22 protein-coding genes and 2 pseudogenes are annotated in these 23,766 nt (G+C 69.0%); 15 read left to right on the top strand and 9 right to left on the bottom strand.

Annotated features, from left to right (window positions below; all coding sequences use genetic code 11):
- Nucleotides 1-75: 75 nt before the first annotated feature.
- The 3 genes from ACZ7M7_RS43040 to ACZ7M7_RS43030 all read left to right on the top strand — a co-directional run bounded on the left by ACZ7M7_RS43040 (nt 76) and on the right by ACZ7M7_RS43030 (nt 3,033).
- A complete protein-coding gene (locus tag ACZ7M7_RS43040; protein ID WP_472127115.1) occupies nt 76-594 on the top strand; it encodes a hypothetical protein in 519 nt (172 codons plus the stop codon).
- Nucleotides 595-988: 394 nt separating this feature from the next.
- Nucleotides 989-2,509: a hypothetical protein gene (locus ACZ7M7_RS43035; RefSeq protein WP_472127114.1), complete on the top strand. Its 1,521-nt coding sequence runs from the start codon at nt 989-991 to the stop codon at nt 2,507-2,509.
- A gap of 200 nt (nt 2,510-2,709) precedes the next feature.
- Nucleotides 2,710-3,033 (top strand): hypothetical protein, encoded by a 324-nt coding sequence (locus tag ACZ7M7_RS43030; RefSeq protein ID WP_472127113.1) that lies wholly within the window; start codon nt 2,710-2,712, stop codon nt 3,031-3,033.
- A gap of 174 nt (nt 3,034-3,207) precedes the next feature.
- On the opposite strand, the gene ACZ7M7_RS43025 is transcribed toward ACZ7M7_RS43030, so the two are convergent.
- The 3 genes from ACZ7M7_RS43025 to ACZ7M7_RS43015 form a co-directional block, all read right to left on the bottom strand.
- Complete coding sequence (locus ACZ7M7_RS43025) at nt 3,208-3,813, bottom strand: dihydrofolate reductase family protein (RefSeq protein ID WP_383631727.1); 606 nt, start codon at nt 3,811-3,813, stop codon at nt 3,208-3,210.
- A gap of 179 nt (nt 3,814-3,992) precedes the next feature.
- Nucleotides 3,993-4,913 carry an NADP-dependent oxidoreductase gene (locus ACZ7M7_RS43020; RefSeq protein ID WP_472127111.1) on the bottom strand — a complete coding sequence of 307 codons (921 nt, stop codon included), beginning with the start codon at nt 4,911-4,913 and terminating at the stop codon, nt 3,993-3,995.
- 549 nt (nt 4,914-5,462) lie between these two features.
- Complete coding sequence (locus tag ACZ7M7_RS43015) at nt 5,463-5,702, bottom strand: hypothetical protein (protein ID WP_472127109.1); 240 nt, start codon at nt 5,700-5,702, stop codon at nt 5,463-5,465.
- 45 nt (nt 5,703-5,747) lie between these two features.
- On the opposite strand from ACZ7M7_RS43015, the gene ACZ7M7_RS43010 reads away from it, so the two are divergent.
- From ACZ7M7_RS43010 to ACZ7M7_RS42985, 6 genes and pseudogenes are all read left to right on the top strand, one after another.
- Complete coding sequence (locus ACZ7M7_RS43010; protein WP_472127107.1) at nt 5,748-6,314, top strand: Chromate resistance protein ChrB; 567 nt, start codon at nt 5,748-5,750, stop codon at nt 6,312-6,314.
- A complete protein-coding gene (locus ACZ7M7_RS43005) occupies nt 6,311-7,498 on the top strand; it encodes an MFS transporter (RefSeq protein WP_472127105.1) in 1,188 nt (395 codons plus the stop codon). The genes ACZ7M7_RS43010 and ACZ7M7_RS43005 overlap by 4 nt, the downstream gene beginning before the upstream one ends.
- Before the next feature lie 114 nt (nt 7,499-7,612).
- Entirely contained in the window at nt 7,613-7,963 is a 351-nt protein-coding gene (locus ACZ7M7_RS43000; RefSeq protein WP_472127103.1) for a hypothetical protein, read from the top strand.
- 366 nt (nt 7,964-8,329) lie between these two features.
- On the top strand, nt 8,330-8,857 hold the full coding sequence (locus tag ACZ7M7_RS42995) for a YcxB family protein (protein ID WP_472127101.1): 528 nt from the start codon (nt 8,330-8,332) through the stop codon (nt 8,855-8,857).
- Nucleotides 8,858-9,185: 328 nt separating this feature from the next.
- Nucleotides 9,186-9,914, top strand: a complete 729-nt coding sequence (locus tag ACZ7M7_RS42990; RefSeq protein ID WP_472127100.1) for a hypothetical protein — start codon at nt 9,186-9,188, stop codon at nt 9,912-9,914.
- Between the two features lie 176 nt (nt 9,915-10,090).
- Nucleotides 10,091-10,718, top strand: a pseudogene (locus ACZ7M7_RS42985) (DUF1152 domain-containing protein); the annotation flags it as partial.
- 307 nt (nt 10,719-11,025) lie between these two features.
- Here ACZ7M7_RS42985 and ACZ7M7_RS42980 read toward each other — a convergent pair.
- Nucleotides 11,026-11,523 carry an NUDIX domain-containing protein gene (locus tag ACZ7M7_RS42980; protein WP_383631983.1) on the bottom strand — a complete coding sequence of 166 codons (498 nt, stop codon included), beginning with the start codon at nt 11,521-11,523 and terminating at the stop codon, nt 11,026-11,028.
- A gap of 281 nt (nt 11,524-11,804) precedes the next feature.
- On the opposite strand from ACZ7M7_RS42980, the gene ACZ7M7_RS42975 reads away from it, so the two are divergent.
- The 3 genes from ACZ7M7_RS42975 (at nt 11,805) to ACZ7M7_RS42965 (ending at nt 15,433) form a co-directional block, all read left to right on the top strand.
- Nucleotides 11,805-13,172, top strand: a complete 1,368-nt coding sequence (locus tag ACZ7M7_RS42975; protein ID WP_472127098.1) for a PucR family transcriptional regulator — start codon at nt 11,805-11,807, stop codon at nt 13,170-13,172.
- Between the two features lie 318 nt (nt 13,173-13,490).
- Nucleotides 13,491-13,799, top strand: a complete 309-nt coding sequence (locus tag ACZ7M7_RS42970) for a hypothetical protein (RefSeq protein ID WP_472127096.1) — start codon at nt 13,491-13,493, stop codon at nt 13,797-13,799.
- The gene (locus tag ACZ7M7_RS42965) at nt 13,799-15,433 is read left to right on the top strand and encodes a sodium/solute symporter (protein WP_472127094.1); all 1,635 of its coding nucleotides are present in this window, start codon (nt 13,799-13,801) and stop codon (nt 15,431-15,433) included. Before ACZ7M7_RS42970 ends, ACZ7M7_RS42965 begins: the two co-directional genes overlap by 1 nt.
- 100 nt (nt 15,434-15,533) lie before the next feature.
- Here ACZ7M7_RS42965 and ACZ7M7_RS42960 read toward each other — a convergent pair.
- The 3 genes and pseudogenes from ACZ7M7_RS42960 to ACZ7M7_RS42950 form a co-directional block, all read right to left on the bottom strand.
- Nucleotides 15,534-15,916, bottom strand: a pseudogene (locus tag ACZ7M7_RS42960) (PPOX class F420-dependent oxidoreductase).
- 156 nt (nt 15,917-16,072) lie between these two features.
- Nucleotides 16,073-17,425, bottom strand: a complete 1,353-nt coding sequence (locus ACZ7M7_RS42955; protein ID WP_472127092.1) for an aldehyde dehydrogenase family protein — start codon at nt 17,423-17,425, stop codon at nt 16,073-16,075.
- Nucleotides 17,426-17,504: 79 nt separating this feature from the next.
- The gene (locus ACZ7M7_RS42950) at nt 17,505-19,043 is read right to left on the bottom strand and encodes an MFS transporter (RefSeq protein WP_472127090.1); all 1,539 of its coding nucleotides are present in this window, start codon (nt 19,041-19,043) and stop codon (nt 17,505-17,507) included.
- Nucleotides 19,044-19,212: 169 nt separating this feature from the next.
- On the opposite strand from ACZ7M7_RS42950, the gene ACZ7M7_RS42945 reads away from it, so the two are divergent.
- The 3 genes from ACZ7M7_RS42945 (at nt 19,213) to ACZ7M7_RS42935 (ending at nt 22,091) form a co-directional block, all read left to right on the top strand.
- Nucleotides 19,213-19,629 (top strand): MarR family winged helix-turn-helix transcriptional regulator, encoded by a 417-nt coding sequence (locus tag ACZ7M7_RS42945; protein WP_383631756.1) that lies wholly within the window; start codon nt 19,213-19,215, stop codon nt 19,627-19,629.
- 1,355 nt (nt 19,630-20,984) lie between these two features.
- Nucleotides 20,985-21,635, top strand: a complete 651-nt coding sequence (locus ACZ7M7_RS42940) for a class I SAM-dependent methyltransferase (RefSeq protein ID WP_472127088.1) — start codon at nt 20,985-20,987, stop codon at nt 21,633-21,635.
- A gap of 291 nt (nt 21,636-21,926) precedes the next feature.
- Nucleotides 21,927-22,091 carry a hypothetical protein gene (locus ACZ7M7_RS42935; RefSeq protein WP_472127087.1) on the top strand — a complete coding sequence of 55 codons (165 nt, stop codon included), beginning with the start codon at nt 21,927-21,929 and terminating at the stop codon, nt 22,089-22,091.
- 397 nt (nt 22,092-22,488) lie between these two features.
- Here ACZ7M7_RS42935 and ACZ7M7_RS42930 read toward each other — a convergent pair whose 3' ends face one another.
- Both ACZ7M7_RS42930 and ACZ7M7_RS42925 read right to left on the bottom strand, forming a co-directional pair.
- Nucleotides 22,489-22,905, bottom strand: a complete 417-nt coding sequence (locus ACZ7M7_RS42930; RefSeq protein ID WP_472127085.1) for a DUF4345 domain-containing protein — start codon at nt 22,903-22,905, stop codon at nt 22,489-22,491.
- Nucleotides 22,906-22,945: 40 nt separating this feature from the next.
- Complete coding sequence (locus tag ACZ7M7_RS42925; protein ID WP_472127083.1) at nt 22,946-23,707, bottom strand: SDR family NAD(P)-dependent oxidoreductase; 762 nt, start codon at nt 23,705-23,707, stop codon at nt 22,946-22,948.
- Between the last annotated feature and the right edge of the window lie 59 nt (nt 23,708-23,766).

Raw genomic sequence — 23,766 nt, 5'->3', positions numbered from 1 at the left:
TTTCGTAGGCGGCCGGGTCGGCTGGCATCCCTGAGAGATGGAGAAAGCATTATGCCTGCGAGAGGGAGAAGCGGAATGCGTACGCGTACCGTGGTCGGGATCGCATTGTCGGTGGGCATCACCGTCGTCGCTGCGACCACCGTGAACTATGCGTCGGCTTCAAATTCCGTTCCGGAGTCCGCCGCGTCCGTGCAGGAGGCCGCTGCCTCCTTGCCTCAGGGAGGGGACGTGGGCGGGAACGGCCAGACGGGCGGAAACGGGCAGACGGGCGGGGACGGGCGGTCGAATCACCACGACTGGAGGGACGATGAGGACCGCGAACGGGTCTACGTCAACGAGCGGACGTATTCGGTCAAGGGGGGTGAGTGCATCGCCGTAATCAGCAGTCCGGCGACCAGCTTCAACGTCCGGAACGAAACTGACAAGAGGATCGAATTCTTCACCGGGATTACCTGCGACAACGGTGCCGCAATTGCGACCATCGGGCGCGGAGACTCCAGCAGCGCAATCCCCGGAACGGTCGTCTTCGACGGCAGCGTGGTGCCGTTCGCGCTCGTCGGCAGCTTCCGGGCAGTCGACAGGAAGCACCACTGACCCCCACACCGGCCCAGGGGCAGCGGCAGCCCCGGCCCGTGTGTCATGTGAACCCCGGCCCGCTGCAGGGCCGGGCCGGCCCGTCAAGCCGCGGGACGGCAGCAGACGCGATCTCTGCTTCTCATCCGGCCGTCTCCTCACGGGTCGGCAACGGGCCCCCGGCCTCCTGTCCCGGGGCTATACGGGACGGTGACTGTGGCGGCCGTACCGGCAACAGGGCCAGGATCACGGACGGCCAGGACGCCCGCGGCGACTGCGCAGCCGCGTGCACGCGCAGGGCACGCCCGGCGCCAGGGGTGCACGCGATGCGCTGACCCGCGCGATGGGGCGATCGAGCTGTTGGCGGCGAACGCGGCGGTGGAACCTATCGGGCTCGTTCGGCGTCGGCAAGATCGTGACGGAAACCGATGACGTACCCCTCGACGACCTGGTGTCGTCCTGGGAAGAGATCCAGGACGAGTACGACTTCTGGGCCCCTGACGGCGAACATGACCGGGCGGTGCTCGACTGCGCCGCCCGGCTCGCCGCCGCGCCCGGGAGCGGGAATGCGTACGTGTGGGTTCTGGGGCTGACGATGATGGCTCCCTATGCGAACCGGTCGGGCGTCGGCTCCCGGGCGGAGGCTCAGGCGGCGCTGCGGGCGGCGGACGCCGCGCAACGCGTCCGGCCCTGCGACCACGACGCCCACCCGTACGAGTCCCATGGCGGTCATCACGCCGATGCCGAACTTCCCGACCTGCTGCTCCGGATCGCCGACGAGAACGCCGAGTGGGACGACGAGGACCACCCGCGCGCGACATGGCGCTGCCCGCGCAATGTGGCCGGGTTCGCGAGGATCGCCCTCGACATCCTGCAACCAGGCGACGTCGTCGATGTCCCGCCCCGGTTGTCCCTGCAGGACCGCGAGGACATCAAGGTGCTGGAGGCGTTGCTGGAGCTGTACCCCGAGCCGGGGACGGACGTAGCCGGCGAGATCGTCTCGCAGGGCGGCTACCTCTACTACGCCGAGCCCGAGGAGCGTCCCGGACGCCTCCACGTCGTCAGGGCCGTGAGCTGGCATGCCGTATCCGGCATGATCCAGGACAGGTCTGTGCTCTACAACCTCATCAGAGGCGTGGAGAAAGTCCTGCCGGACTTCGCCGCAGCGACCTGCGACCACGTCGAGCACCCGACACTCAGCGGCCACAGCACGACCGCCGCCGAACTCGGGATCATTCTCAGCAGTCCCGTCGGACGCCGCGTGTACGAACGGGACCGCGACTACTACGGCGACGGCGCCCCACTGGAGCAGATGGTGTGTCCCGCCTTCATGGCCGAGGTAGCCCGAGAGACGCTGAACGAACTCCGCGCGGGTCGCGACAGACTCTTCGGCCCGCGCGACACCTCCCATCTCGACGCGGAGTACCTCCGCGCGGACGGCCGCCTGGACATTCAAAAGATCGCCGAGCGACTCCAGAACATCGGCTCGAACGAGCAGTACGCCGATGAGTTGGGTCTGTGGGCGGCGCGGCGCTACGACCAGCTGGGGCAGTCCGAAGACCGGTGTCAGGCCCTGGACCACGTTCGTCCTGTCCGTGAGAGGGCCGTACTCCTGCTCACCGCCCACCAGACCATGACGATCTCCTACCCGGCCCCTCCCTACGCCGTCGCCCAGGGCATCCTCGCCACCCTACGTACGGTCGCTGCCGCACCCCGCCCCGAGCAGTGCGCCCACAGCGACGCACACCCGCCCCTGGACGCCGGGGAGTTCCGTAGCGGCCTGCCGCACTTCTACGCGCCCGAGGAGTTCCCGCCCGCCGACTGGGTGCACAGCGTGGAGTCGTGGACGTGTGCGCGGTTCGCGGGGCTGGTCGCCGAAAAGTGCGTTGCTGCTCTTGAAGACCTGTACGAAGAGGACGACGAGGCCGATTGGTAGGTCTCGCGTAGCGTGCGGGCGAAGGCGTGGCGTCCGAAAGGGGCCCGTCGCCTCACCCGGCGTCGACGGGCCCACTCCGGCCAGCAGCCGTGGCGGGCCGTGAACGCACCTCTTCGCCCTCACCTGTGCCGTGGCTCGCTTCGAACGCGGCCAACTTGCCGAGCGTCCGGCCACCGTCGCGGCATAGGGTCTGGTGCAGTATGGCCGATTACCACACCTGCGGCACCAGCACCCACACCGTCGACGAGCTGGTCCGTCTCGTCGGCGAATGCCTCGGATTGGTCTTCTCCGAGCGTGGCAGCGACTACCGAGGCGTCTACCATCTCGCCGGTATCCAAAATGGGCGGACCGAGATCCAGCCCAATGCGATCCCTGGTGACGACGGTGGAGACGACCTCTATGCTCCGGAACAACCGGCGGCCCAGGTGCTGTTGCTCACCATCACGTCAACTCCGGATCCCGCCCTTCAGGCCCGCCTGGGCTCCATCGAAGGCCTCATCCACCCGCACCACCAAGAAACGTGAACAGCTACTGATCCACAGACTTTGACAATGGCTCCGCCGGCCGCCACATGACGACCTACGGTTTGACTTGCTCTCAGGTGAGAGGTCGAGCCAGCTCAGCCTCGTCGACGGTGCCGAAGAACCACAGAACCTGATCCGTGCCCGTCATCTCCAAAACTGCCGCAGATTCGGACGTCACGCAGGGACGCCGAGCGGGGGGTGCTCGAGCACGCGGGGCTTGTACTCGACCAGCTGGATGCGGCCGTCGAAGGTGCGGTGCTCGATCATTTCGAGGGCAACGTCCGGATAGCCGTCGTAGATGCGTTCCTCGCCCGTGGCCCCGGTGATCACCGGGAACATCACGACCCGGAAGCGGTCGACGAGTCCGGCTCGTAGCAGGGACCGGCACAGGCTGAGGCTGCCGATCGTGCTGAGGAGCCCCGAGCCATTCGACTTCATGGCGCGGACCGCCTCGACGGCGTCGTCGCGGACGAGCGTGGAATTGGCCCACGTCAGTGGCTCCTCGAGTGAGGAGGAGAACACCACCTTGGACGCTTGCGTGAGCTCGTCGACGGACGCCTCTTCTTCGGGCCTGAACTCGTCTTGGCCATCCGGGACCTCGCCTGCGGCGAAGCCCGACATCAGGCGGTAGGTGTTCGCTCCCATCAGATACGTGACCTCGGGCTGCTCACCGAGCCACGCGAGGTACTCCGGGCCCTCGAGGCCCCAGAACCCGGGCCATCCCTCTCCCGATGCGTAGCCATCGAGCGAGGTGATGAAGTCGACGAGAAGCTCCGACATGGCGGTGTCCTTTCCTAGGTGTCACGAGCTTGGACCGGACGGGAGCCACAAACTCATCGGCCGCGCCGTGGAGTAACGAGAAACCCATGACGCTGCAGCCGATCAGGTCGGCGGAGCGGGACTGCTTCGGAGGGCCCGGAGGGCTGGTTCAAAGATGGGTTCTTACTGCGCCATCTGGCTCAGCCTTCGGTGACGCGGATGATTGTCTTGCCGGGGGTGCGCCTGTCCGGGGTGAACGCGGAGGCTGCCTCGGTGAGCGGGCGGATGGCGCCGACGATTGGATTGAGGTGGCCGTCTCGCAGCCGCTGGGCCAGGTCCGTGAGGCGGGCCCGGTCGGGTTCGACGACGAAGAAGACGGCTCGCCCGTTGCGGGGGTGGACGGTGACCGGCTCGGCGATGGTGACCAGGGTGCCGCCGGGGCGGACCAGTGTGGTGGAGCGTTCGAGGATGTCGCCGCCGATCACGTCGAACACGACGTCGACCTCGCTGAGGTTCTCGAGTTTCTCGGCCTGGAGGTCGATGAAGGCGTCCGCGCCCAAGCTGAGGGCTCGGTCGCGGTCGGCGGCCCTGCCGGTGCCGATCACTCGGGCGCCGATCTCTCGTGCCAGCTGCACGGCGATGGAGCCGACGCCGCCCGCGGCGCCGTGGATGAGCACGCTCTGGCCGGCGTTCAGGTGAGCGTGGTCGAACAGGGCCTGCCAGGCGGTGAGCCCGGAGATCGGCAGTGCGGCGGCCGTGACATGGTCGACATCGGCCGGGAGTGGGGCGAGGTTGCGGGCCTCGACCGCCGTGTACTGGGCCAGCGTGCCGTTGCGGGTCCAGTCGGTCAGTCCGAAGACGCGCTGCCCGATGGTCAGGCCGGTGGTGCCGTAGCCGAGTTCGGTGACCACGCCGGACAGCTCGTGGCCGGGCACGCTCGGGGTGCGGTCACGACCGGCCCGGTCGGTCCAGGTGCTGGGCCAGTCCAGCTCGCCGGGGGTGAATCCGGCGGCGTGGACCTCCACGATCACGTCGTTCTCGGCGGCGTGCGGGTGGGGCAGTTCGGACAGGGCCAGGCCGCTGACCCCGGCGTCACGGTCTTGGACGGTGATGGCTTGCATGAGGGGCTCCTCTGAGTGAGGCGACGGTTAGGGAGCGGTCTTGGCGTCTGGCGGGCGCAGGCATCGGCCCGCAGGAGGCCGACCGGCCGCTATGACCAGTAGCAGCCGTCCGCCGCTGGCGGCCACCGCACGCAGCGGCGGATGAAGCACGGCTGGCAGGTGCCGTTGTGATCACGTTTCCGACCCTATGAGGCAAGCAGCCCAGACGGCTGGGCCACTTGTACCCGATTCCGGTGGGCCATTCCTCCCGGGCCGGTCAACGGCGTCGGGTCGGCATGGTTGAGGAGGTTTCTCAAGGGCGGTCCTCACCTGCTGAAACGCCTCTTGTTCGGCTTGATCCGGCTGTCCACGACCGCGGATTCCGGCTCTTCGCCCAGACTGGCCGCGGCGGTGCCCTGCGGTGTGTCGCACGGAATTCGGTCCGGGCGCCAGATCGCCGGGCCCACGAGCCAGGCCATTGCACGTCTGTGCGGTCCTTCGGCGGCCTGGGGAGGGGACCGCCGAACTTTCGCTGGCTGCCCGCCTGGCAAGGCTCGTCGCCTGGGGTGGTCATGGGGGTGCAGGACGTACCAGCTCGGGAGCCGATGGACCGGGATCGCCCGGGTCGGTGGCGGGCGGAGCTTCTGGGGCTGCGGTGGGCTGTACGCGGGCGAGGTAGGAGAGGGCTGCGACGGCTTCGGTGGATCGGGTGAGGAGGCGGTCTTCTTGCCGGCGTTGCGTCGAGGCGGTGCTGAATCGGGCGATGCCGGTGAGTGTCTCGGTGATGCCGTGCAGTACGGCCGCGAGCATGGGCGGGAGGGTGAGTGTGATGTAACGCTTGATACATTCCTGAGCGTGACGAGCGCTGAACAACCTTCACGGTGGCTGATCCTGGTGATCAAGCTGCCTGCGGATCCGTCCCGGCACCGTGTGGCGGTATGGCGGGAGCTGCGCAAGATCGGGGCCCTCTCCCTGGGACAGGGCATCTGGGCGGTGCCGGAGGTACCTGTCTTCGCCGATGGGGTCCGGCGCGCCCTCCAACTCACCGACAGTGCCGGCGGTCAGGGCGTGACGCTCCAGGCGTCCGGCCGCTCCGACCAGGACGCGGCCCGCTTCCGGGAGATGTTCACCGCTGCCCGCTCCGCGGACTGGATGGAATTCCTCGCGGACTGCGCCAAGTTCGAGGAGGAGATCGCCAAGGAGATCCGGATCGCCAAGTTCACCCTGGCGGAGTTGGAGGAAGAGGAGCACAGCCTGGAGCGGCTGCGTCGTTGGCACCGCGACCTGACTGCCCGGGACGTCTTCGGCGCCCCTGAATCAGCTGAAGCCGGCCGCCGGCTCAAGCAGTGCGCCGCCGTTTGTGAGGGCTACGCCGAGCGCGTCTTCAACGCGCTGCACACCACCGACGAGGAGCCCTCATGACCACTCAGTCCATAGCCCCGGCCGCCCCGAGGCGAGCCATGTGGCCCCTGTACGCGGCCGGGTTCACCACCGCCTTTGGTGCGCACGGCATCGCCGCCAACCTCGGCGGCTTCTCCGAGGACGCCGTCACCTCCCTGCTCGTCCTGGGCGGCCTGCTCGCCCTCTACGACGGCGCGGAGGTTCTCCTCAAGCCCGTCTTCGGCTCGCTCGCCGACCGGATCGGCGGCAAGCCGGTGCTTCTCGGCGGGCTGATCGCCTTCGCCGGCGCTTCCGCGCTGTACGCCATCGCCGACAGCCCCGGCTGGCTGTGGGCCGCACGACTCGGCCAGGGCGCCGCCGCCTCCGCCTTCTCCCCCTCGGCCTCCGCCATGGTCGCCCGCCTCAACCCGGCCGCCAAGCGCGGGCGCGCCTTCGGCTCGTACGGCTTCTACAAGTCCATCGGCTACACCCTCGGGCCGCTCCTCGGCGGCCTTCTTGTCTGGGCCGGCGGCCTGCGCCTGCTGTTCACGGTCATGGCCCTGTGCGCGGCCGCCGTCGCCCTCTGGGCCGTCCTCGCCGTGCCCGCCGTGCCGCCGCTGCCCCGCAAGCGGCAGACCGTCGCCGACCTCGGCCGCCGCCTGGCCGACCGCTCCTTCCTCGCGCCCACCGCAGCCCTCGCCGCCGCCACCGCCGCGCTCTCCGTCGGAGTGGGCTTCCTGCCCGTCTCCGGGGCCGCAGCCGGACTCGGCACCGTCGCCACCGGCGCCGCCGTCTCCGTCCTCGCCGCCACAGCAGCCGTCGTCCAGCCCAAGGCCGGCCACGCCGTCGACGCAGGACGCCTGACCACCCGCACCGGACTCCTCAGCGGACTGCTCATCACCGCCACCGGCCTTACGGCCGCCATGCTGCCCGGCCTGGCCGGCGTCCTGCTCGCCGCCGCTCTCGTCGGAACCGGCACGGGGCTCATCACCCCACTCGGTTTCGCCGCCCTGGCCGCCTCCACCCCCGAGGAACGCATGGGCCAGACCATGGGATCGGCCGAACTCGGCCGCGAACTCGGCGACGCCGGCGGCCCCCTGCTCGTCGCCGGCGTCGCCACCGTCTCGACCCTCACCACCGGCTTCGCGGCTCTCGCCCTCCTACTGGCAGTCGGACCGCTGCTCGCCCTGGCACTCCGTCCCCGCACGGCACCCGCGGTGGAGTAGGCGCGCAAACGGCGGACGGGATGGCAGCTGGGGTGGGTTCGGAGGCCGCCGCCGACCGCACGATAGGCTCACCGCCCGTATAAGTAGGGTTCAGAGCGGCAAGGGGGAGGAGCCGTGCAGCTCACGGTGCACTGGTCGGACCTATGGGTGCCCGCTTCGATGATCGTCCTGAGCGTCATCCTCAGCTCGGTGACTCGTCGGAGACGGCACAGGCGGCAAACAGCAGTCAGGCGGGGCTCACGGACTCACTGGGAATGGCTGCCGTTCATGTTCGGGCTGGCGACAGCGCTCGGAGAGCTCTCGATCCTTCTCGACCTACCCGATCCCTGGACCACGATCATTGACGTGCTTTCCCGAGCGTTCGCCCTCACCACTGTGTTCATGGTCTTCCGGACGGTTTTCATCCTTTTCATGCGCGGCATTCGGCGGGTGTTCCGACGCCGAGTAGCGGACACCAGCAGCTGACAGCAACTGCCGCAGATGCTGGAACGTAGGGGCGGGGCTGCAATGCGTGCGCTCACATCCGCTGCGAAGGCGGCGGGGTCTTGTGTCACATCTGGCAGAGGCTGAACTGCACGAAGCCCCTGGGCACTCGCCACGAACTCAGCAGACAGCCGCGCTGGTTGTCTGGGGTGCTGGGGGACGAGGACGTCGGAGTAGGCGCCGTAAGAAGCCCACGAGGGCAGCCCAGATCCGCTTCCCACTCCTTCGGTTACTGAGAACCCAGCAATGGGTTGGGCCAGCTCGACAAGGCGTAGCCCCCGCGGACCCGGGGCTGGGCGGGCCCCGCTACGATCGCGGCTCGGCAGCACGACGATCTGGGGAGCGACCGTGCAGGAAACGAGCACTGTAGAGCTGGCCTACGTGCCGACGGCTGCTGACGCTACGGGGGCAATTCGCGCGCGAATGCGAGCCACACCGGCGGGACGGCTGCAGAGCGGGATCATCCTCGCCAGTGCGATCGTCGTGCTCGGCGCTTTTGCTGTGAGCTTCACTGTGCCGAAGGGTCCCAGCCTCCGTGTGACGGTGCTCTGCCTCGCGGCGCTGGCCTTGTGCATCGGTGTGTACGTGCTGGTACCTGCCCTGCAAGGGCGCCAGGTGCACCGGATGGTCGCCTCGCAGGGGGAGTTCCGGGCCGTTGTGGACGACACCGGGGTGCGGGTGACCTCGCGGGACAGCGAGACGGTGCACCGGTGGCCAATGATCACCCGCTACGCGGAGACTGATGCGCTCTATGTGCTGCTGACACCCGACAAGTACAGCGTCGGCATCGTCGTCCTCCCTAAGCGCGGCGCCCCGGAACCGGCGGATGTCGACCGGTTGCGTGCCATCCTCGACCGGAACGCCACCCGGGTCTGATCCGAGAGAATCGCCATACTGCACGGGTGGCCAGTCCGGGCGCTGACACGCTTCCTTTGGCTGGCCAGGGGCCTGGGACCTGTGACACCAGCGGCTGACACCAACGAGGACGTACAACAGCCTCCAGGGCCGGACGCATGCGAACTATCGATGGAGGTCTCGGTCCGACTGGCCACTGTCGCCGGCGCCCCGTGCGCTCCGCTCTCAGAACCTGGTGCGACCGGTCCCGCGATAGTTGGTAGCGCACCGACCAGCCCAGGCCCAACCCCTTAGCCCCGGTCCCGTGCATGGCACGATGCCTGATCACGGACGAGCACAAGGAGATCCCATGAACGATCAAGGCACCCCTGTTTCGGCAGATGGTTTCAGGGTCGTTGCTGTTGATGCCGACTGGCCGGAATCACGGCAGTTCATGGGTGGCGGCGATAACCAAGTCACCGGCGACATTCATGTGTGCCTGTGGTTCGGCTCTGCGTCCTATGACCCCGAGGTCGAGCACGTCATGGTTTTCAGCGCCTCCTCCGGCAATGCAAAGGCCGGCGAGGCCCTGGAGGACGCTTTGGAGGACTACTGCCACCCCGGTGAGGGACTTCCGGCCGACCTGCCGGTCTCCGAACACATCACCATCACCGCAGAGGGGAAACCCGTGACGTTCGAACTCTGGCGGAACAGCAGCAACCCTTATTGGGTCGCCCGGGGCCGTGTCGAGAACACCGAAGTGGTCCTGTCCGGCTCCGAGGTAGAACCGAGTGATTTGCGCCTGGTCCGCGTGCATGACCTGGCCGCGTACTCGGCCCCGATCGCGTTCCTCCCGGCCCGGGAAGCGATCTCCGTTGCCATGGGAAGCGACGCCCAGACGGCGGGGCCCAGCCTGCAATTGCACGTTGAGGAGGCGGACGCCGCGCTGCAGCCCCTGCGCGACATCGCTGCCCGGGGTGCCGCCCTCGGGGGACCCAGCCGGGAATTGCACGGCGAGGAGGCGGACACCGTGATGCGCGCCTTGCGCTACCTCGCGCAGGATGCCGACCCCGCGGGTGAATTGGGAGCGGAGAGCTGATCAGCTCCCGCCGACCTGGCCCACTCTTCGAAGGCCGTCGGGCCCTCGTGGCCCGCGCTCGGCTGACCGACGATGTCTGTTGAACCGTTACGAGTAGATCCTGGGACTGCATATCCCCGGCTTGCCACGCCGCGGATGCTTGCCGCCGCCCGGCGAAGGCGTGAACCAACCCTTCGGCCGTGTCGGCCCGGGGCCGCCCGATCGCTCCGGCAGGCTCTACCCTCCCCCGACTCGCGGCAGAGCTCCCGCACACGTCGCGCTGATCGACCCATACCAAGGCGCCGAGGGCGTTACCCGCCAACTCAAGGAGCTGGTCAGCCATTTGCAGCCTGAGCCGATCGACCTCCTGGATGCCGGGGGCGACATTCTGGCCCGGGGCGAGGAGCCGGCACTCAAGAGCCCGCTTGCCGACGCTCTAGGCCTGGCCGCGTGCTGCCAGGTCAACGCGCCCATTCGTCTGCTTGTTGTCGGCCCCGGCCTGGACGGCGAACTCCCGCTTGAAGACCTGCGCGGCATGCTGGGTCCTATTGTCCACACCTTCACAGCGAAGGACACGGAGCCGATCAGCTCGGTCCTGGAATGGCACCCGTCGCAGGCCACCGGGATGCTAGCGGCGACGGCCGAGGATTAGGCGGCACGTCGAAGTACGGGTCGCCGGGCTCCCCGCACTGCTGAAGACGAGGGGCCGACGGTCCACGAGGCTGCCATGGACGAGGTGTTGAGCCGCAATCAGTTGCCCGCGCCATCATGGCGACGGAGAACCTCGGAGAGGTAGAGGCACACAGCCGCGAAATCTGCGGCTACCGCGCGGCAAGCGAGGCGGACACTTGCTTAGGCCGAGGCGGGGGAGGAGCGAAGTACAGCAACCACAGCAACAGGTACCGCCCGTAGCACCTCCGCGTACCCGAAGTGCGCCCTGCATAGCCGCGTTATGTGGAATCAGACGGGCCTGGCCTGCAGCCATGGTCCCGAACCCGTGGGGCTCGAAGGGGAACGCGAAGCGGTCTCCTCCCTTGCCGAACGCCTTGCGGACACCCCACACCCGCTGGCCCCCCCAAAGAGCTCGGAACAGCCAGCAGCTTCGTTCCCATGACTCAGCTCATGAAGACCGTCACTGCGAAGACGCCGGGTCAGCGCGACAAGCAAGATACCGATCTAGAATCTCCTGACTATCAGGAGTGAAGGTCCACTGCTGCAGAGTCCGCCGCAGATCGGACTCGGTCAGCCACCCGTGCCAGGCCACTTCTCCCGGGTCGGGGGCGCCGATCTCCGGAAGCACGGCATCGCACACCCCAAGCCAATGAGGGCTGAGCCCGCCCCGGTTGAGGAACTTGAACCGAAGGCACACTGTCGCCCGAGCCCCCAGCTCCTCACTGAGTTCGCGGGAAGCCGCCTGCTCATAGGACTCGCCGACTCCCGCAGCGCCCCCGACACCGAGTTCGTAGTGCCCTGGGAAACGGGACAGCTGCTCGGCACGGCGATGGACGAGAAAGCGACCTTGCCCATCGCGGCACACCACGACACCAACTCGGTGCAGCCAGCCCTCCCGGACGGCCTCCCTCCGGCTGACCACTCCCAGCACTCGGTCCTGAGCATCGACACGTTCCACGAGTTCATCCACGACGCACACGGTCCCAGACACCACTGACACCCGACCGAAATGCCAGAGGGTCAGGCCATTCGTCAGGTTGCGCTTCACCGTTCGTCACGATTTGACGGACGTTTCGCCCCAGGGGATGACCGACTGCTTAGCATGTGGATTCCTTGAAGTGCGCTCCATCGGCACACGCCGATCGCCGACCGGTGGAGCCACCCACCTGCGACCCGCGCAGCGCAAGACATGGCGACCCGCCGTGGTGTTCTCGCACGCCCCGTCCGTCTGGAGGGTCCATGCACACCAGTTCCGCCCGTGGCGCGGTCCGCCCCCGCGTCACCACCGCCACAACTACCGCCGGTCCGCGGCCCGGTGCCGCCGCCGTCGGTCCACACTCCGGCGCCACCGCCGTCGGCTCACCGCTGCCCCTGCCGGAGCCCGCCGACGAGCCCTCCCCGCACCAGCTCTTCGACCACGCCTGTCGGCGGCTACTCGGGCACGGCCAGGCATTCAGCGGCATCGTGGTGGACCAGATCCGCACCGAGGTGCCGTACTACGCGGACCCGGTGCTCGCACCCCCCGACCTGCCGCAGTCCGTGTACAAGGGCGTACGCGTCGCTTTGGAGGCCGCCCTCGACCCGGGCCGGATGGCGGACGTCGAGCGGTATACCCGTGAGCTCGGCATCCGCCGGGCCGAAGAGAGTCGCCCCCTCGACGAGGTGCTGCACGCCTTCCGGGTGGCCGGCTCGGAGGTCTGGAACGGGATCATCGGCGCAGTGGAGCGGGACGGTCTCGGCGACCAGCGTCACCTCGTGCACGTGGCTGAGCTGGTGTGGAAGAGCAACGACCGCGACTGCGTCCTGCTGGCCGACGCCTACCGCCAGGTCGCCAAGGGTGTGGCCAGCCGCCACAACGAGCGCGTACGCCTGATCCTCGCCGCCGTACTGGAGAGCCGCAACGACCCTGCGTTCATCCGGGACGCGGCATCGATCCTCAACCTGCCGCCCGACGGACGCTTCGCGGTCGCGGAGATACGCGCCACGCCGCCCGTCGGCCGCACGCCCGACGCCGTCCCGGAGATCCGCGGCATGCGCGTCCTGCGCCACACCGGGGGTCGGCGCGATGTGCTCGTCACCCATCTCGGCGACCGCGCGCTCGGCGCGCTTGTCTCCGCCCTCGACGCCGGTCCCGGCATGCGCATCGGCGTCAGCCCGGTCGTCCAGGGGCTGGAGAACCTGCCCAGGGCGCGGGACATGGCCGGACTCGCCCTGCGCACCTGCCGGGGAGACGGCGAGGTCGCCCGGCTCGACGCCCGTCTGCCTGAGGGCCTGCTCGTCTCACGGCCCGACCTGTCCGCCGAACTCGCACTGCGGGTGCTCCGGCCGCTGTACGAACTGGAGCCCGCCGACCGCGAAACGCTGATCGACACGCTCGGGGTGTGGATCGAGAATGGCGGCTCGGCGGTCCAGGCGGCCCGGCGCATGCTGTGCCACCGCAACACCGTGCTGAACCGGCTGCGCCGTTTCGAGCAGATCACAGGGCTCGAACTGTCCCGTCCCCGCGACCTCGTACGGCTCACGCTCGCGTTCGACACACTCCAATTGCTCGGGCCTGCGGCCGTCCTCGGCTGCGCGGACGCCTGGGATCGCGACGTGGACGGCTGAGGCCGCAGACAGCGACGTAGGACCGCTGCGAACACGCGATGCGTGCCCGGCAGGGGCCGCCGCACATACCCCTCGGCTCTGCCGGCGGGTTCACGGCATTGGCCGGTTCCCTTCCCGTGGGTGGCTGAATGGGCATCAGCACAGTCACCACCCTCCGCCGTTGGGAGCGGACAACGACGTGCCCGAAGCGCATGGACTGACTGGTCGGTACGTGCTCTCGTGAGCCCTCATCAGGGGCACTGCCGTCAGGGGCAATGCCCGCGCAAGGCATCGCCCGAGCCAGGCGATGCGCGCTTCCCTGCCCGCCAGGAGAGCTCCATGGCCCATCAGCACGTCCATCTGCCCGCCCCCCAGCTGCATCAAAGACCCCGGCCCCACCCGCCCGGCAGATCCTTCGCACTCGTCAACGGACTGACCTTCGCGGTCCACCTCCTGCTCGCCTGCACCGCCGAGGACCTGCTGGCCACGCGAGTCGACGGACAGATCACCCTCGGCGTCGTCGCAATCCTCGCCCAGGGTTTGCTCCTACTGTGGACAGCGGCGCGCTACGACCGCGCCCCCGACGGCGACGCCCACGACGGGGCCCCCTACGGCGAGGCCGCCTACGAGCCGCAGGGGGAGCGCTGATGCTTCCTCAGATGCTGCTCGCCGCAGGGACACCCGGCTCCCTCGACCTGGACGCGGACACCCGCTCCTGGGTCCTCGTGGGCTTTCTGACGTTCATCGTCCCGATGCTGCTCATCTGTGTGCTCAACGGCCCCGAGCGCGACCGGGTCAACGACTTCTACACCGCGGGCCGCAGGCTGCGCCCCGTGCAGGGCGCCATCGTCCTCTCCGGCGTCTATCTCTCGGCCGCGACCGTGCTCGGTACGACGGGAACCGTCGCGGTCTTCGGCTTTGACGGCCTGTTCGTCGCCCTGTGCACCGTGCTGTCGCTCGGCGTGCTGCTCCTGCTGTCCGGGCCGCTGCGCGAGCGCGGCAGCTACACCCTCGGCGACACCTTCGCCCTGCGCGCCCCGGGGCCCGCCGTGCGGATCGCGGCCGCGATCGTCACGCTGAGCGCCTGTATCCCGTATCTGATCGTCCAGCTCTCCGGCGCGGGCCGGACCACCGCCATGCTGCTCGGCCTTTCCGGGCCGGGCGCCGAACAGACCGTCATCGTCATGATCGGCACGCTCGTCGTCTGCGCCACTGCCTTCGGTGGGATGCGAGGCATGATCGCGCTCCAGATGATCAAGGCGGTGTTCCTGCTTGCCATGGCGCTCGCCGTGGCCGCGGTGCTGCTTCACCGCTTCCACTGGAGCGCCGACTCGCTCATCGACGCCGCCGCTCAGGGCAGCGGCCGACCCGAGGGCTATCTGCGTCCGGGCCTGCGCTTCGCCGCCGGCGGCCCGGTCGAGAGCACGCTGGACTTCATCGGCCTGATGATCACCGTGGTGCTGGGCGTGGCGTGTCTGCCACATGTCGCCACCCAGCTCAACACCGCGCCCGACCCGGCCGCCGCCCGACGTACGGTCCGCCACACCATCGGCATCGTCGGCGCCGTCTGCCTCGTCACCACGGTGATGGGCTTCGGTGCCGCGGCGATGATCGGTGCCCCGAAGATCCTCGCGGCCGACCCCGGAGCCACCAGCAGCCTGCTGATGCTCACCGGCGATCTGGCAGGAGGATCGTCTGCGAAGACGGGCGAGGCATGGCTCGTCGTGCTGGTCGCCTGCGCGGTGTTCCTCACGACGCTTGCGGTCGTCGCGAGCGTGACCCTCGCGGCGGCGGGCGCGGTCGCCCACGATCTCGTCACCAACGTCGTGCGCCGCGGGCGTAGCACCGAGGGCCGGGAGGTGGCCGCGGCCCGAATCGCGTCCGCCCTGGTCGGGGTGCTGAGCATCTGCGGTGCGGTGTGGGTCCAGGGCTGGAACATGGGCTTCCTGTCCACGCTCTCCCTGGCCGTGGCGGCCTCCTGCCTGCTCCCGGCGCTGGTGTATGCGTTGTTCTGGAGCGGCTTCACCCGCCGGGGGCTGCTGTGGACGCTGTACGGCGGCTTGGGCTCCGCGATCGGACTCCAGGTGTGCAGCCCCGTCTTCTCCGGCAACCCGATGGCGCTGGTGCCCGATTGGCACATCGACTGGTTCCCGCTCCAGACAGTCGCCCTGGTGTCGCTGCCTGTCGCGTTCCTGCTCGGCTGGCTCGGCAGCGTGACGGGACAGCGTCATACGGCCCCGGTGGCGGAGGCGCCGGTCAAGCCTGACGTACTGACGTACTGACCCAGGAGAGCGGCGGTTGGCGGAGCGCCCTCACACGCTCCACCGGCCGTCGGCCCCACGACGTCTGCATAATCCGCCCCTCAGACGGTGCGTCAACTCGTCACGGGGTGAGCCGTACGCGGATGCCCAGCGTCCGGTTCGCTCCTCGGAGCCAGCTGTCGAAGATCATGAGGCGGCCGACGATGCCGTACTTGCGGGCGATGAGTGAGCGGTAGCGGGCGCCGGTCGCCGGGTCGGTGATCTCGGCGGTGGCCGGGACCGGGTCGCCCGTGGGTTGCCGCGCAGGTCGCAGGGGCCGACGAGGATGTCGCCGCGGGCCCGGATCCGCTTGACCTTCCAGGAGTCGGCCGGGGTCCGCACGCCCAGAGTGTCTCCGTCGCGTACCACCCACACCGGGGTGGCGACCGGGGTGCCGTTCCTGCGGTAGCTGGTGATCAGCATGAACTTGCCGGCACCGAGCTGCTCCAGCAGCGTGTCGTCCATGGCGCGTTTCTGCTCCCTGCCGCTGAGTTCGAGGTTGCTGGCCATTGGAGTGGCGTACTGCGATGTCAGTTCGCGCATGGGGAGGTCGTCTTCCGAGGAGGGGGTGGGGCGGCAGCACGCGTGAGGTTGCGGGGTGCCGCCGGGGGTCGGGATGGCTCAGCTCAGCGGGACGTCGAGGACGGCCTTGCGGTGGCTGAACGTCTCGATGGAGTAGCGGCCGTGGTAGTTGCCCATGCCGCTTTCCCCGACGCCGCCGAAGGGCAGCGTCGGCACGGCGAGGTGGTGCATCGGCAGGCCGAAGTTGAGGCCGCCGGAGGAGGTCTCGGCAGCGAGGCGGCGCTTGGTGGTGTTGTTCTCGGTGAAGGCGTACAGGGCGAGCGGCTTGTCGCGGTCGTTGATGAACGCGATGGCCTCGTCCAGGTCCGCGACGGGAAGGATCGGGAGGATGGGGCCGAAGATCTCCTCCTGCATCACGGGCTCGTCGGGCCGGACGTCGGCCAGTACGGTCGGTGCGATGTAGGTGTCCGCGCGGTCGGTGTGTCCGCCGGTGACCGTGCGGCCGGAGCCCAGCAGCGGGGACAGTCGGTCGAAGTGCCGCTCGTTGATGATCCGTCCGTAGGCGTTGGAGGTCTGCGGGTCCTCACCGAACAGCCCCTTGATCGCGACGACCAGGGCGGCCTGCAGTTCGGTCGCGGTATCCGGGTCGGTCAGGACGTAGTCGGGGGCGACGCAGGTTTGACCGGCGTTGGCGAACTTCGTCTGCGCCAGGCGCTGCGCGACCGTGGCGATGTCGGCGTCCCGGTCCACGAACACCGGTGACTTGCCGCCGAGTTCGAGGGTGACGGGGGTGAGGTTCTTGGCGGCGGCGGTCATCACGATGCGGCCGACCGTGCCGTTGCCGGTGTAGAAGATGTGGTCGAAGTGCTGCTCCAGCAGCGCGGTGGTCTCCGGTGCGCCGCCCTCAACGACCGCGGTGGCGTCGGTGTCGAGATACGCGGGCAGCAGCTCGGTCAGCAGCGCCGAGGTGCGGGCTGCGTATTCGGCGGGCTTGATGACGACCGCGTTTCCGGCGGCCAGTGCGCCCGCGACGGGCACCAGCAGCAGGTTGACCGGGTAGTTCCACGCCGAGATGACCAGGGCGACACCCAGGGGGTCGAACACGGTGCGGGCGGTGCTGCCGGGGAAGCCGGGCACCGTCACGGGGGCGGGCTGCGGGGCGGTCCACTCCTCCAGGTGCTCCAGGTAGTCGTCGATCTCGACGATCGTGGTGCCGATCTCCATGGCGTCGACCTCGGCGCGGTTCTTGCGCAGGTCGGCGTAGAGGGCGTCCGCTATCGCCGCGCGGTTGTCGGTGAGCAGGTCGCGCAGGCGGGTCAGCTGCTGTCGGCGCCAGGCCAGTGGCTTGGTGCGACCGGTGCGGAAGGTGGCGCGCAGTCGGTCGACCAGCGCGGTGGCTTCGGCGGCGCTGAAGGTGTCGTCAAGGGTGAAGGCTGCCTTGGTGTCAGTCACAGTCATGTCCTGTTCGGATCGGTGGGAAAGCCGGTCGGCATCGAAGGGCAGGAATGTCGTGGCCGGGCCGGTGGTGCGGTCAGGCCGTGACAGCCGTGCGTTCGGGCGTGGCCTCGTCTTCGCTCGACGGGGCGAGCGTGAGTTCGCCGTCGCTCGACGCAGCGGGCGTTCCGATGGCGGACGACGGGGAACTGCGGCGGATCGCAAGGCCGACCATGGCCACGCCGATAACCAGCACGAAGGCCATACCGGCGAGGGCGAAGCTCAGCGTGTACTGGCTCTCGGCGGGCAGTGCGGGGACCCCGGCGGGCAGGTTGTCGAGCGTCTTCGAGGCGAGCAGCGAGGTGACGACCGCGCTGCCGATCGCACTGCCGGTGGAGCGGGAGATGGAGTTGATGCCGTTGGCGATGCCGGTCTGGTGGTGGGGAACGCCGGCCACGATCAGGGCGGGCATCGCGGCGTAGCCGAAACTGATGGCGACGCCGACGACCATGCCGGCCAGGATCACCGACGCGGTGGTGTCGTGGGCGAGGGTCAGCCAGGCGAACCCGACGACGCCGAAGACGGCACCGACGGCCAGGGTGAGACGCGCACCGATGCGGCGCACCAGCACGCCTCCGAACTGCGCGGCGACCAGCGAGATGAGAGCAGAGGGCAGCAGGTATACGACGGAGGCGCGCAGGACGGAGGCGCCGAAGCCGTAGCCGGCGATCTCAGAAGGCGTCTGGACGAGGTAGGAGACGCCAATGAACTGCGCGAACATGGCGAATCCGACGAGCAGTCCGGCGACGTTGGTGAACAGCACCGGCCGGTGGACGAACATCTTCATGTCGACCAGGGGGTCGCGGACCCTGCGTTCGACGACGACCCACAGGGCCGCCGTGACGACGGCGCCGGCGAACAGGGCGAGCGTGCGGGTCGAGGTCCAGCCCCAGGTGTGCCCCTGCGAAATGGGCAGCAGGATCAGCACGAGCAGCACGGCGAGGCCTGCGGCGCCGAGCCAGTCGGTGCGCCCGCCCGTCCGGGTGCGCGGCGCGGGGACGACGACCGCAACCGCGATCAGGGCGGCGATGGCGAGCGCGGCGGCCAGCCAGAAGACCTGGTGATAGTCGGGGTTGGCACCGGTGGTCAGCAGGCCGGCGCTTACCAGGGCGAGGCCGCTGCCGAAGCCGAGCGTCCCGCTGACCAGGGCCATGGCGCCGGGCAGCCGCGCGGGTGCGACCTCCTGGCGCAGCACGGACAGCGCGAGCGGGAAGATCGCGGTGGCGGCGCCCTGCATCACACGGGCCACTATGAGCCACAGCATCGAACTCGTGGTCGCGGCGAGCACGGATCCGGCGACCATCACCACCAGCACGCCGAGCAGCGTCGGCTTCGTCCCGCGCTGGTCGCCCAGGCGGCCCAGCAGCGGCGTGAAGACTGCGGCCGACAGCAGCGTGGCGGTGGTGACCCAGCTGACCTGGGCCGTGGTGGCGTCGAGGTCGTTCTGGATGATGCCGAGGATCGGGATGACCAGGGTCTGCATCATCGACACGACCATGGCAGCGAGGCCCAGCACGAGGACGAGCCTGAGGCTGCCGGTACGGCGATCCGGCGCGGCGGCAAGGGAGGACTTCACGGTCTTCTTTCCGGTGGAAGGCTGTGGTGCCCGAAGGGCGGAAGGCGGAAGCATCGATGGTCGAGGAGTCAAACCATTGAGGTACTCGATGCTTGAGGACATCAAACAATAGGACGCCGGTAGATGTCAAAGGTTGAGGTGTTCAAGCTTTTCGCGGTACTCTCGACGCATGCCACCCATCCCGTCCAAGGCCCAGCTCATGGAGCTGCTCGCCCATTCGGTCAGTACGCACTACGCCGACTTCACGGCCGCGGCCGCCGACATGGGCCTGACCTCCAGCCAGGCAAAGACCCTCACAGTGCTGCGACGCGCGCCCGCCTCGATGCGCTCGCTCGCGACCACCCTCGCCTGTGACGCGTCGAACATGACCGGGATCATCGACCGGCTCGAAAAGCGTGACCTGGTCCACCGCGAGGTCAGCGCCACCGACCGCCGTGTGAAGAACGTCGCCCTCACCGAGACGGGTCAGAAGGCGATCGACACGATCCGTGAGCGGATGGAGCAGACGCAGACCGGCCTGGACAAACTGTCCGACGAAGAGCGCGCCGAGCTCTTCCGCCTGCTGACGGTCGTATTCCCGCGCTGATGTGCGCGTGCGCCGTCCCGTCGAAGAGCCGGGCGGTGGCTGAACAGTCGAGACCTGTGCGCCGGATGGCTCGCGTTCGTGGGGTGGCGGAGGCGATGACGGTTCTTATCCGGCGTCTGAAGCGTCACTGCGGTTATCGGCGGGTCGGCCTCGACGTCGCTGATCGGCGAAGAAAAGGTGATGGCGGCGCGGCGGTGGTGGCGCCGGCCGCGTCGGCGGACCGATAGCGGTGGAATCGCGTTGCCGGCATGTTCTGACTGATCGCCGTGCTGGCCGTCGTCCGGTGTCCCTGGCGAAGGTCGTCTGGCATGTCGTTGGGGGCCCGTCTTCCGGGTTCTGCTGCGCCGACTGCCTGTGCCTCCCTTCATGATCCGTGGCCGGGCAGGTGCGCCGGGAGAGCGTGGGAGGGTCCGGGATGCAGCAGCTGGAGCGGATCGCGGCTCGCCGGATATGAACTGGACACGCTCGCGGCGGAGTTGGCCAAGCGGCTGCAGGAGGTGCAGGGCGAGCGGGACCGGGCCGCGGCGGAGGACGTCTCGGCCGTCGCCCCGACGACCGGCCGGGAGGGGCTGATCCGGAAGAAGCGAGCACGCAGGCTTGGGCTCTTCCGGGCGGACGTTGAGGTGGATTCCGTCGACCCGCGCATAGGCGCAGTCGACCTCCGCGAGTTCGCGGTCAAGCACGGGCCATGGTCGGCCTGCCGCTGCCGGGTCAGCCGGGTGACCGTGGGTGAAGGCGGCCCGGCTGGACTGTCAAGAGGCTGCTTCAGCAGTGGATGTGCAGTTGCGTCGGTGGACGGGTGAGGGATGCCTCAATCGAGCCGAGTGCTGGCGCGAAGGTGCCGGAGGGGCTAACGTCGAGCAGAAGTAGAGTGACCGGTCATCCTACCTAGTGAAGGGCGGGCGGGTCGCCCGGCGGGAACGCCGCCAGTCGGACGGCTGCCACGGCGATCCCGGTGCACGTCGAACAGGGATGAAAAGCTCCATGAAACCAATCCGCTCCTGGGCTGGGGCCGCCCCCGCCGGTGAGTCCCTCGCCGGCCTGACTCCGTTCGCCAGGGACCAGTTGGCCAGTTCCGAGCCGGTGCGCGACGCCTTGGGCGACCGATCTCGCGCGGCCCCGGTCGGGGTGAGCCTCTTGTGCGCGGCTATCGAGTTGTCCAGGTAGCCGGCTGCCATCGGTCGATTGTCTCCTCAGGAGGGTGCCCGGCCGCCAGGTACGGCCCCTCACAGCAGCGCTGGTAGAAGGTCCCGCGTCTGCCACTGCCGCCCAATGCGGCACCAACGGGACCTCACCGCGCATTGCCCCTACACCGACACGATCGACCATCCGCACTACCCGACAAGGGCATCGACATGACCACCAGCACCGCGCGCCGCACAGCCAGGCAGTGCCGTCTCTGCAGGCCCTCGCAGGAGCCGAACGACTACTCCCTGTTCCTGCGGCAATGGGTGCGCTCACCGGCCCGCATGGGGGCCATCGCGCCCAGCTCGCGGCACCTGGCCGAGGCGGTCTGCGCCCCGGTACCCGAACGCGGTGAGCCCGTTGTGGTGGAACTGGGTGCCGGAACCGGGCCGTTCACCGCCGAGATCCAGCGCCGGCTCGGCGGACGCGGCCGCCACCTGGCCGTCGAGATCGATCCACTCCTCGCCCAGCGCGTGCGCCATCGCCACCCGGGTGCGGAGGTGATCCAGCGCGACGCCGTGCATCTACGCCAGCTGCTGGATGAGCGTGGCATCGAGAGCGCCGACGTGGTGGTCAGCGGCCTGCCGTGGGCCCTCTTTCCGACTCCCACCCAGCACCAGCTCATGGACGCGACAGCCGCGGTGCTCGCCCCGGCGGGGGCTTTCACCGCGTTCACCTACCTCCACGCCGTTCCTCTCAGCCCCGCCCGCCGGTTCCGCGACCTGTTGGCCGACCGCTTCGAGGAAGTCGTCCCCAGCCGCACCATATGGCGCAACACACCCCCGGCTTTCGTCCTTCACGCACGTAGACCCCGCACGTGACCCCCTTGAACAAGGGCGAGCGCGAAGCCACTTGAGATCGCGATGGCGATCTCCCAGTCAGCCTCGGTGAAGGTCTAGCGGCTCATCGCCGGCTCCTCGGCGCCCATTCGGTGGGATGGGTGGTGCCGTCGTTCAGCGTCCAGCGGGCGGATGTAGAGACCACGGATCGTGGAGCGGACGGGACCGCTGAGAGTGAGCAGGTGCGACGCGGCCGGAACCGCAGCAGGTTCGCCATCGCGGCGTTCAGCGGCCGGACACGTAGCCCGGCCGCGGTCGTGAACGATCGAGTTCATGCAAAGCCGGGTGAGGACCGGCTCGGCTGTCGCTGACGCCGAGCACCCGCAGACCACTTTCGCGGTGCCCGTGCACGAGGGCCCGGTCGCTGGTGAGACGGTCGCGACCGGGCTGCTGATCGCCGTGGTCGTCCGCCGCCCGAACCCAGGCCCACCGAACTGAAGCACGACGTCGGCGCACTGCTGCGGACCAACTTGCTCGCCGGCGTCTTCGGGGCCGCGCCGTCCGACCACGCTCCTCGGCCCGCCTTCCGGCGCGCACGACAACCCAGCCTCGTGCTGTCGGGCGCGACGCCGCGTCGGTCCTGGACCTCGGCCACGATGGCTGTTTCTGCCCGGTCGTGGCGGGAGCGCAGAGTGGTCCTGTGCACGGACGCGCGCTTGAAGAGGAGTTCCGCGCGCTTGAGTTCGCCCTTCAGACAGGCGAACTCGCCTCCGGCGCCCCCCGGTTACCGCATCAGCCGGAGGACCCGCCGATAACACCGCCTACCTGGTCCACAACGCCTGGTCCAACCCGACGCATTGTGCCTCCTGCCGGTCTGCCGCCCGGGATCGCTACCTCAGACTGCGGCCGGCACTCGTCTGGACCTGAGTGCGGTGGAGTGCGCCCAGACGATGACGACCGGGAGGGCGAACTCCAGGAGGGCGGAGGCGAGGAAGACTCCCGCCGGGCTGGGCAAGCCATCCCGGGCGAAGGAGACCAGCCGCCCGATGCCACCGAGGAAGATCGGGACGGCCAGGAAGTAGACGAGTACGCCCTGCCAGCGGATCGTTGCCGCCACCCAGGCGAACAGGGGAGCCCAGCCTACGTAGACGCCCGCCAGGAAGCGGTGCGTGTTGTCCGCGTCGGCCGTGTCCGCCGGGCCTTCCTGCGTCAGTTGCTGCAGGCCGTCTCCGAGCGCGATGGCAGCGGCCAGCAGCAGGCAGACACGGACGATGGTGTGGGCTGCTGTCACAGGGGCGCCGGCTGCCATCATGGCTCCTTGCTTGTCTCGGAGTTGGGCTCGGTGTCGGTGTTCAGGCCTGCTCGGTGGGGCGTACGAGCAGTTCGGCGATGGCCATGTGCCGGGGGCGGGCGGCGATGTAGGCGACGGCGTCGGCGATGTCCTCGCTCTGCAGCCGCTCGATGTCGCCGAGGCCGGCGTTGAGCAGTTGCTGGACAACCTCCGAGTTGTGGGTGCGCAGTTCGGTGTCGACGCTGCCCGGCTCGACGACGGACACGCGGACGTGCTGCTTGGCCAGTTCCTGGCGCAGCGCCTCGCTGAAGCCGGTGACGCCGAACTTGGTGGCGGTGTACACGGCCATCATGGCGTAGGCGTTGCGGCCGTTCAGTGAGCTGATGTTGATGATGTCGGCGACCTGGCGCGGCCCGGTGGCGGCGGCCTTGACCAGGTGAGGGACGGCCGCGTGGGTGGTGTGCAGCAGGCCCATGAGGTTGATGTCGACCATGCGCTGCCAGTCGTTCAGGTCGGCGCCGGGGGTGGGTCCGAGCAGCATGAGGCCGGCGTTGTTGACCAGGGTGTCCAGACGGCCCAGGCCCTCGACGGTCCGCTCCACGGCTTCCGCGGCGGCCTGGGATGTGGTGATGTCGGCGGGCACGACGAGGGCCTTACCGCCCGCCTCGGAGATCTCCGCGGCGAGGTCGGTGAGCCGGTCCTCACGCCGGCCGACCACGGCTACCGAAGCGCCCTCGCGGGCAAGCTCAAGGGCGGTGGCGTGGCCGATGCCGCTGGATGCTCCGGTGACCAGGGCGACGGTTCCTTCAAGACGACGAGTCATCATTCAAGCCTTTCGATACGCGGCACGGCCACCTTGCTGCGAGCCGTGCTGGATAAGGG

Source organism: Streptomyces sp. NPDC111606 (genome assembly GCF_055656945.1).
Note: the sequence above shows the minus strand (reverse complement) of the source record. Positions and strands in the feature narration are given on the sequence as shown.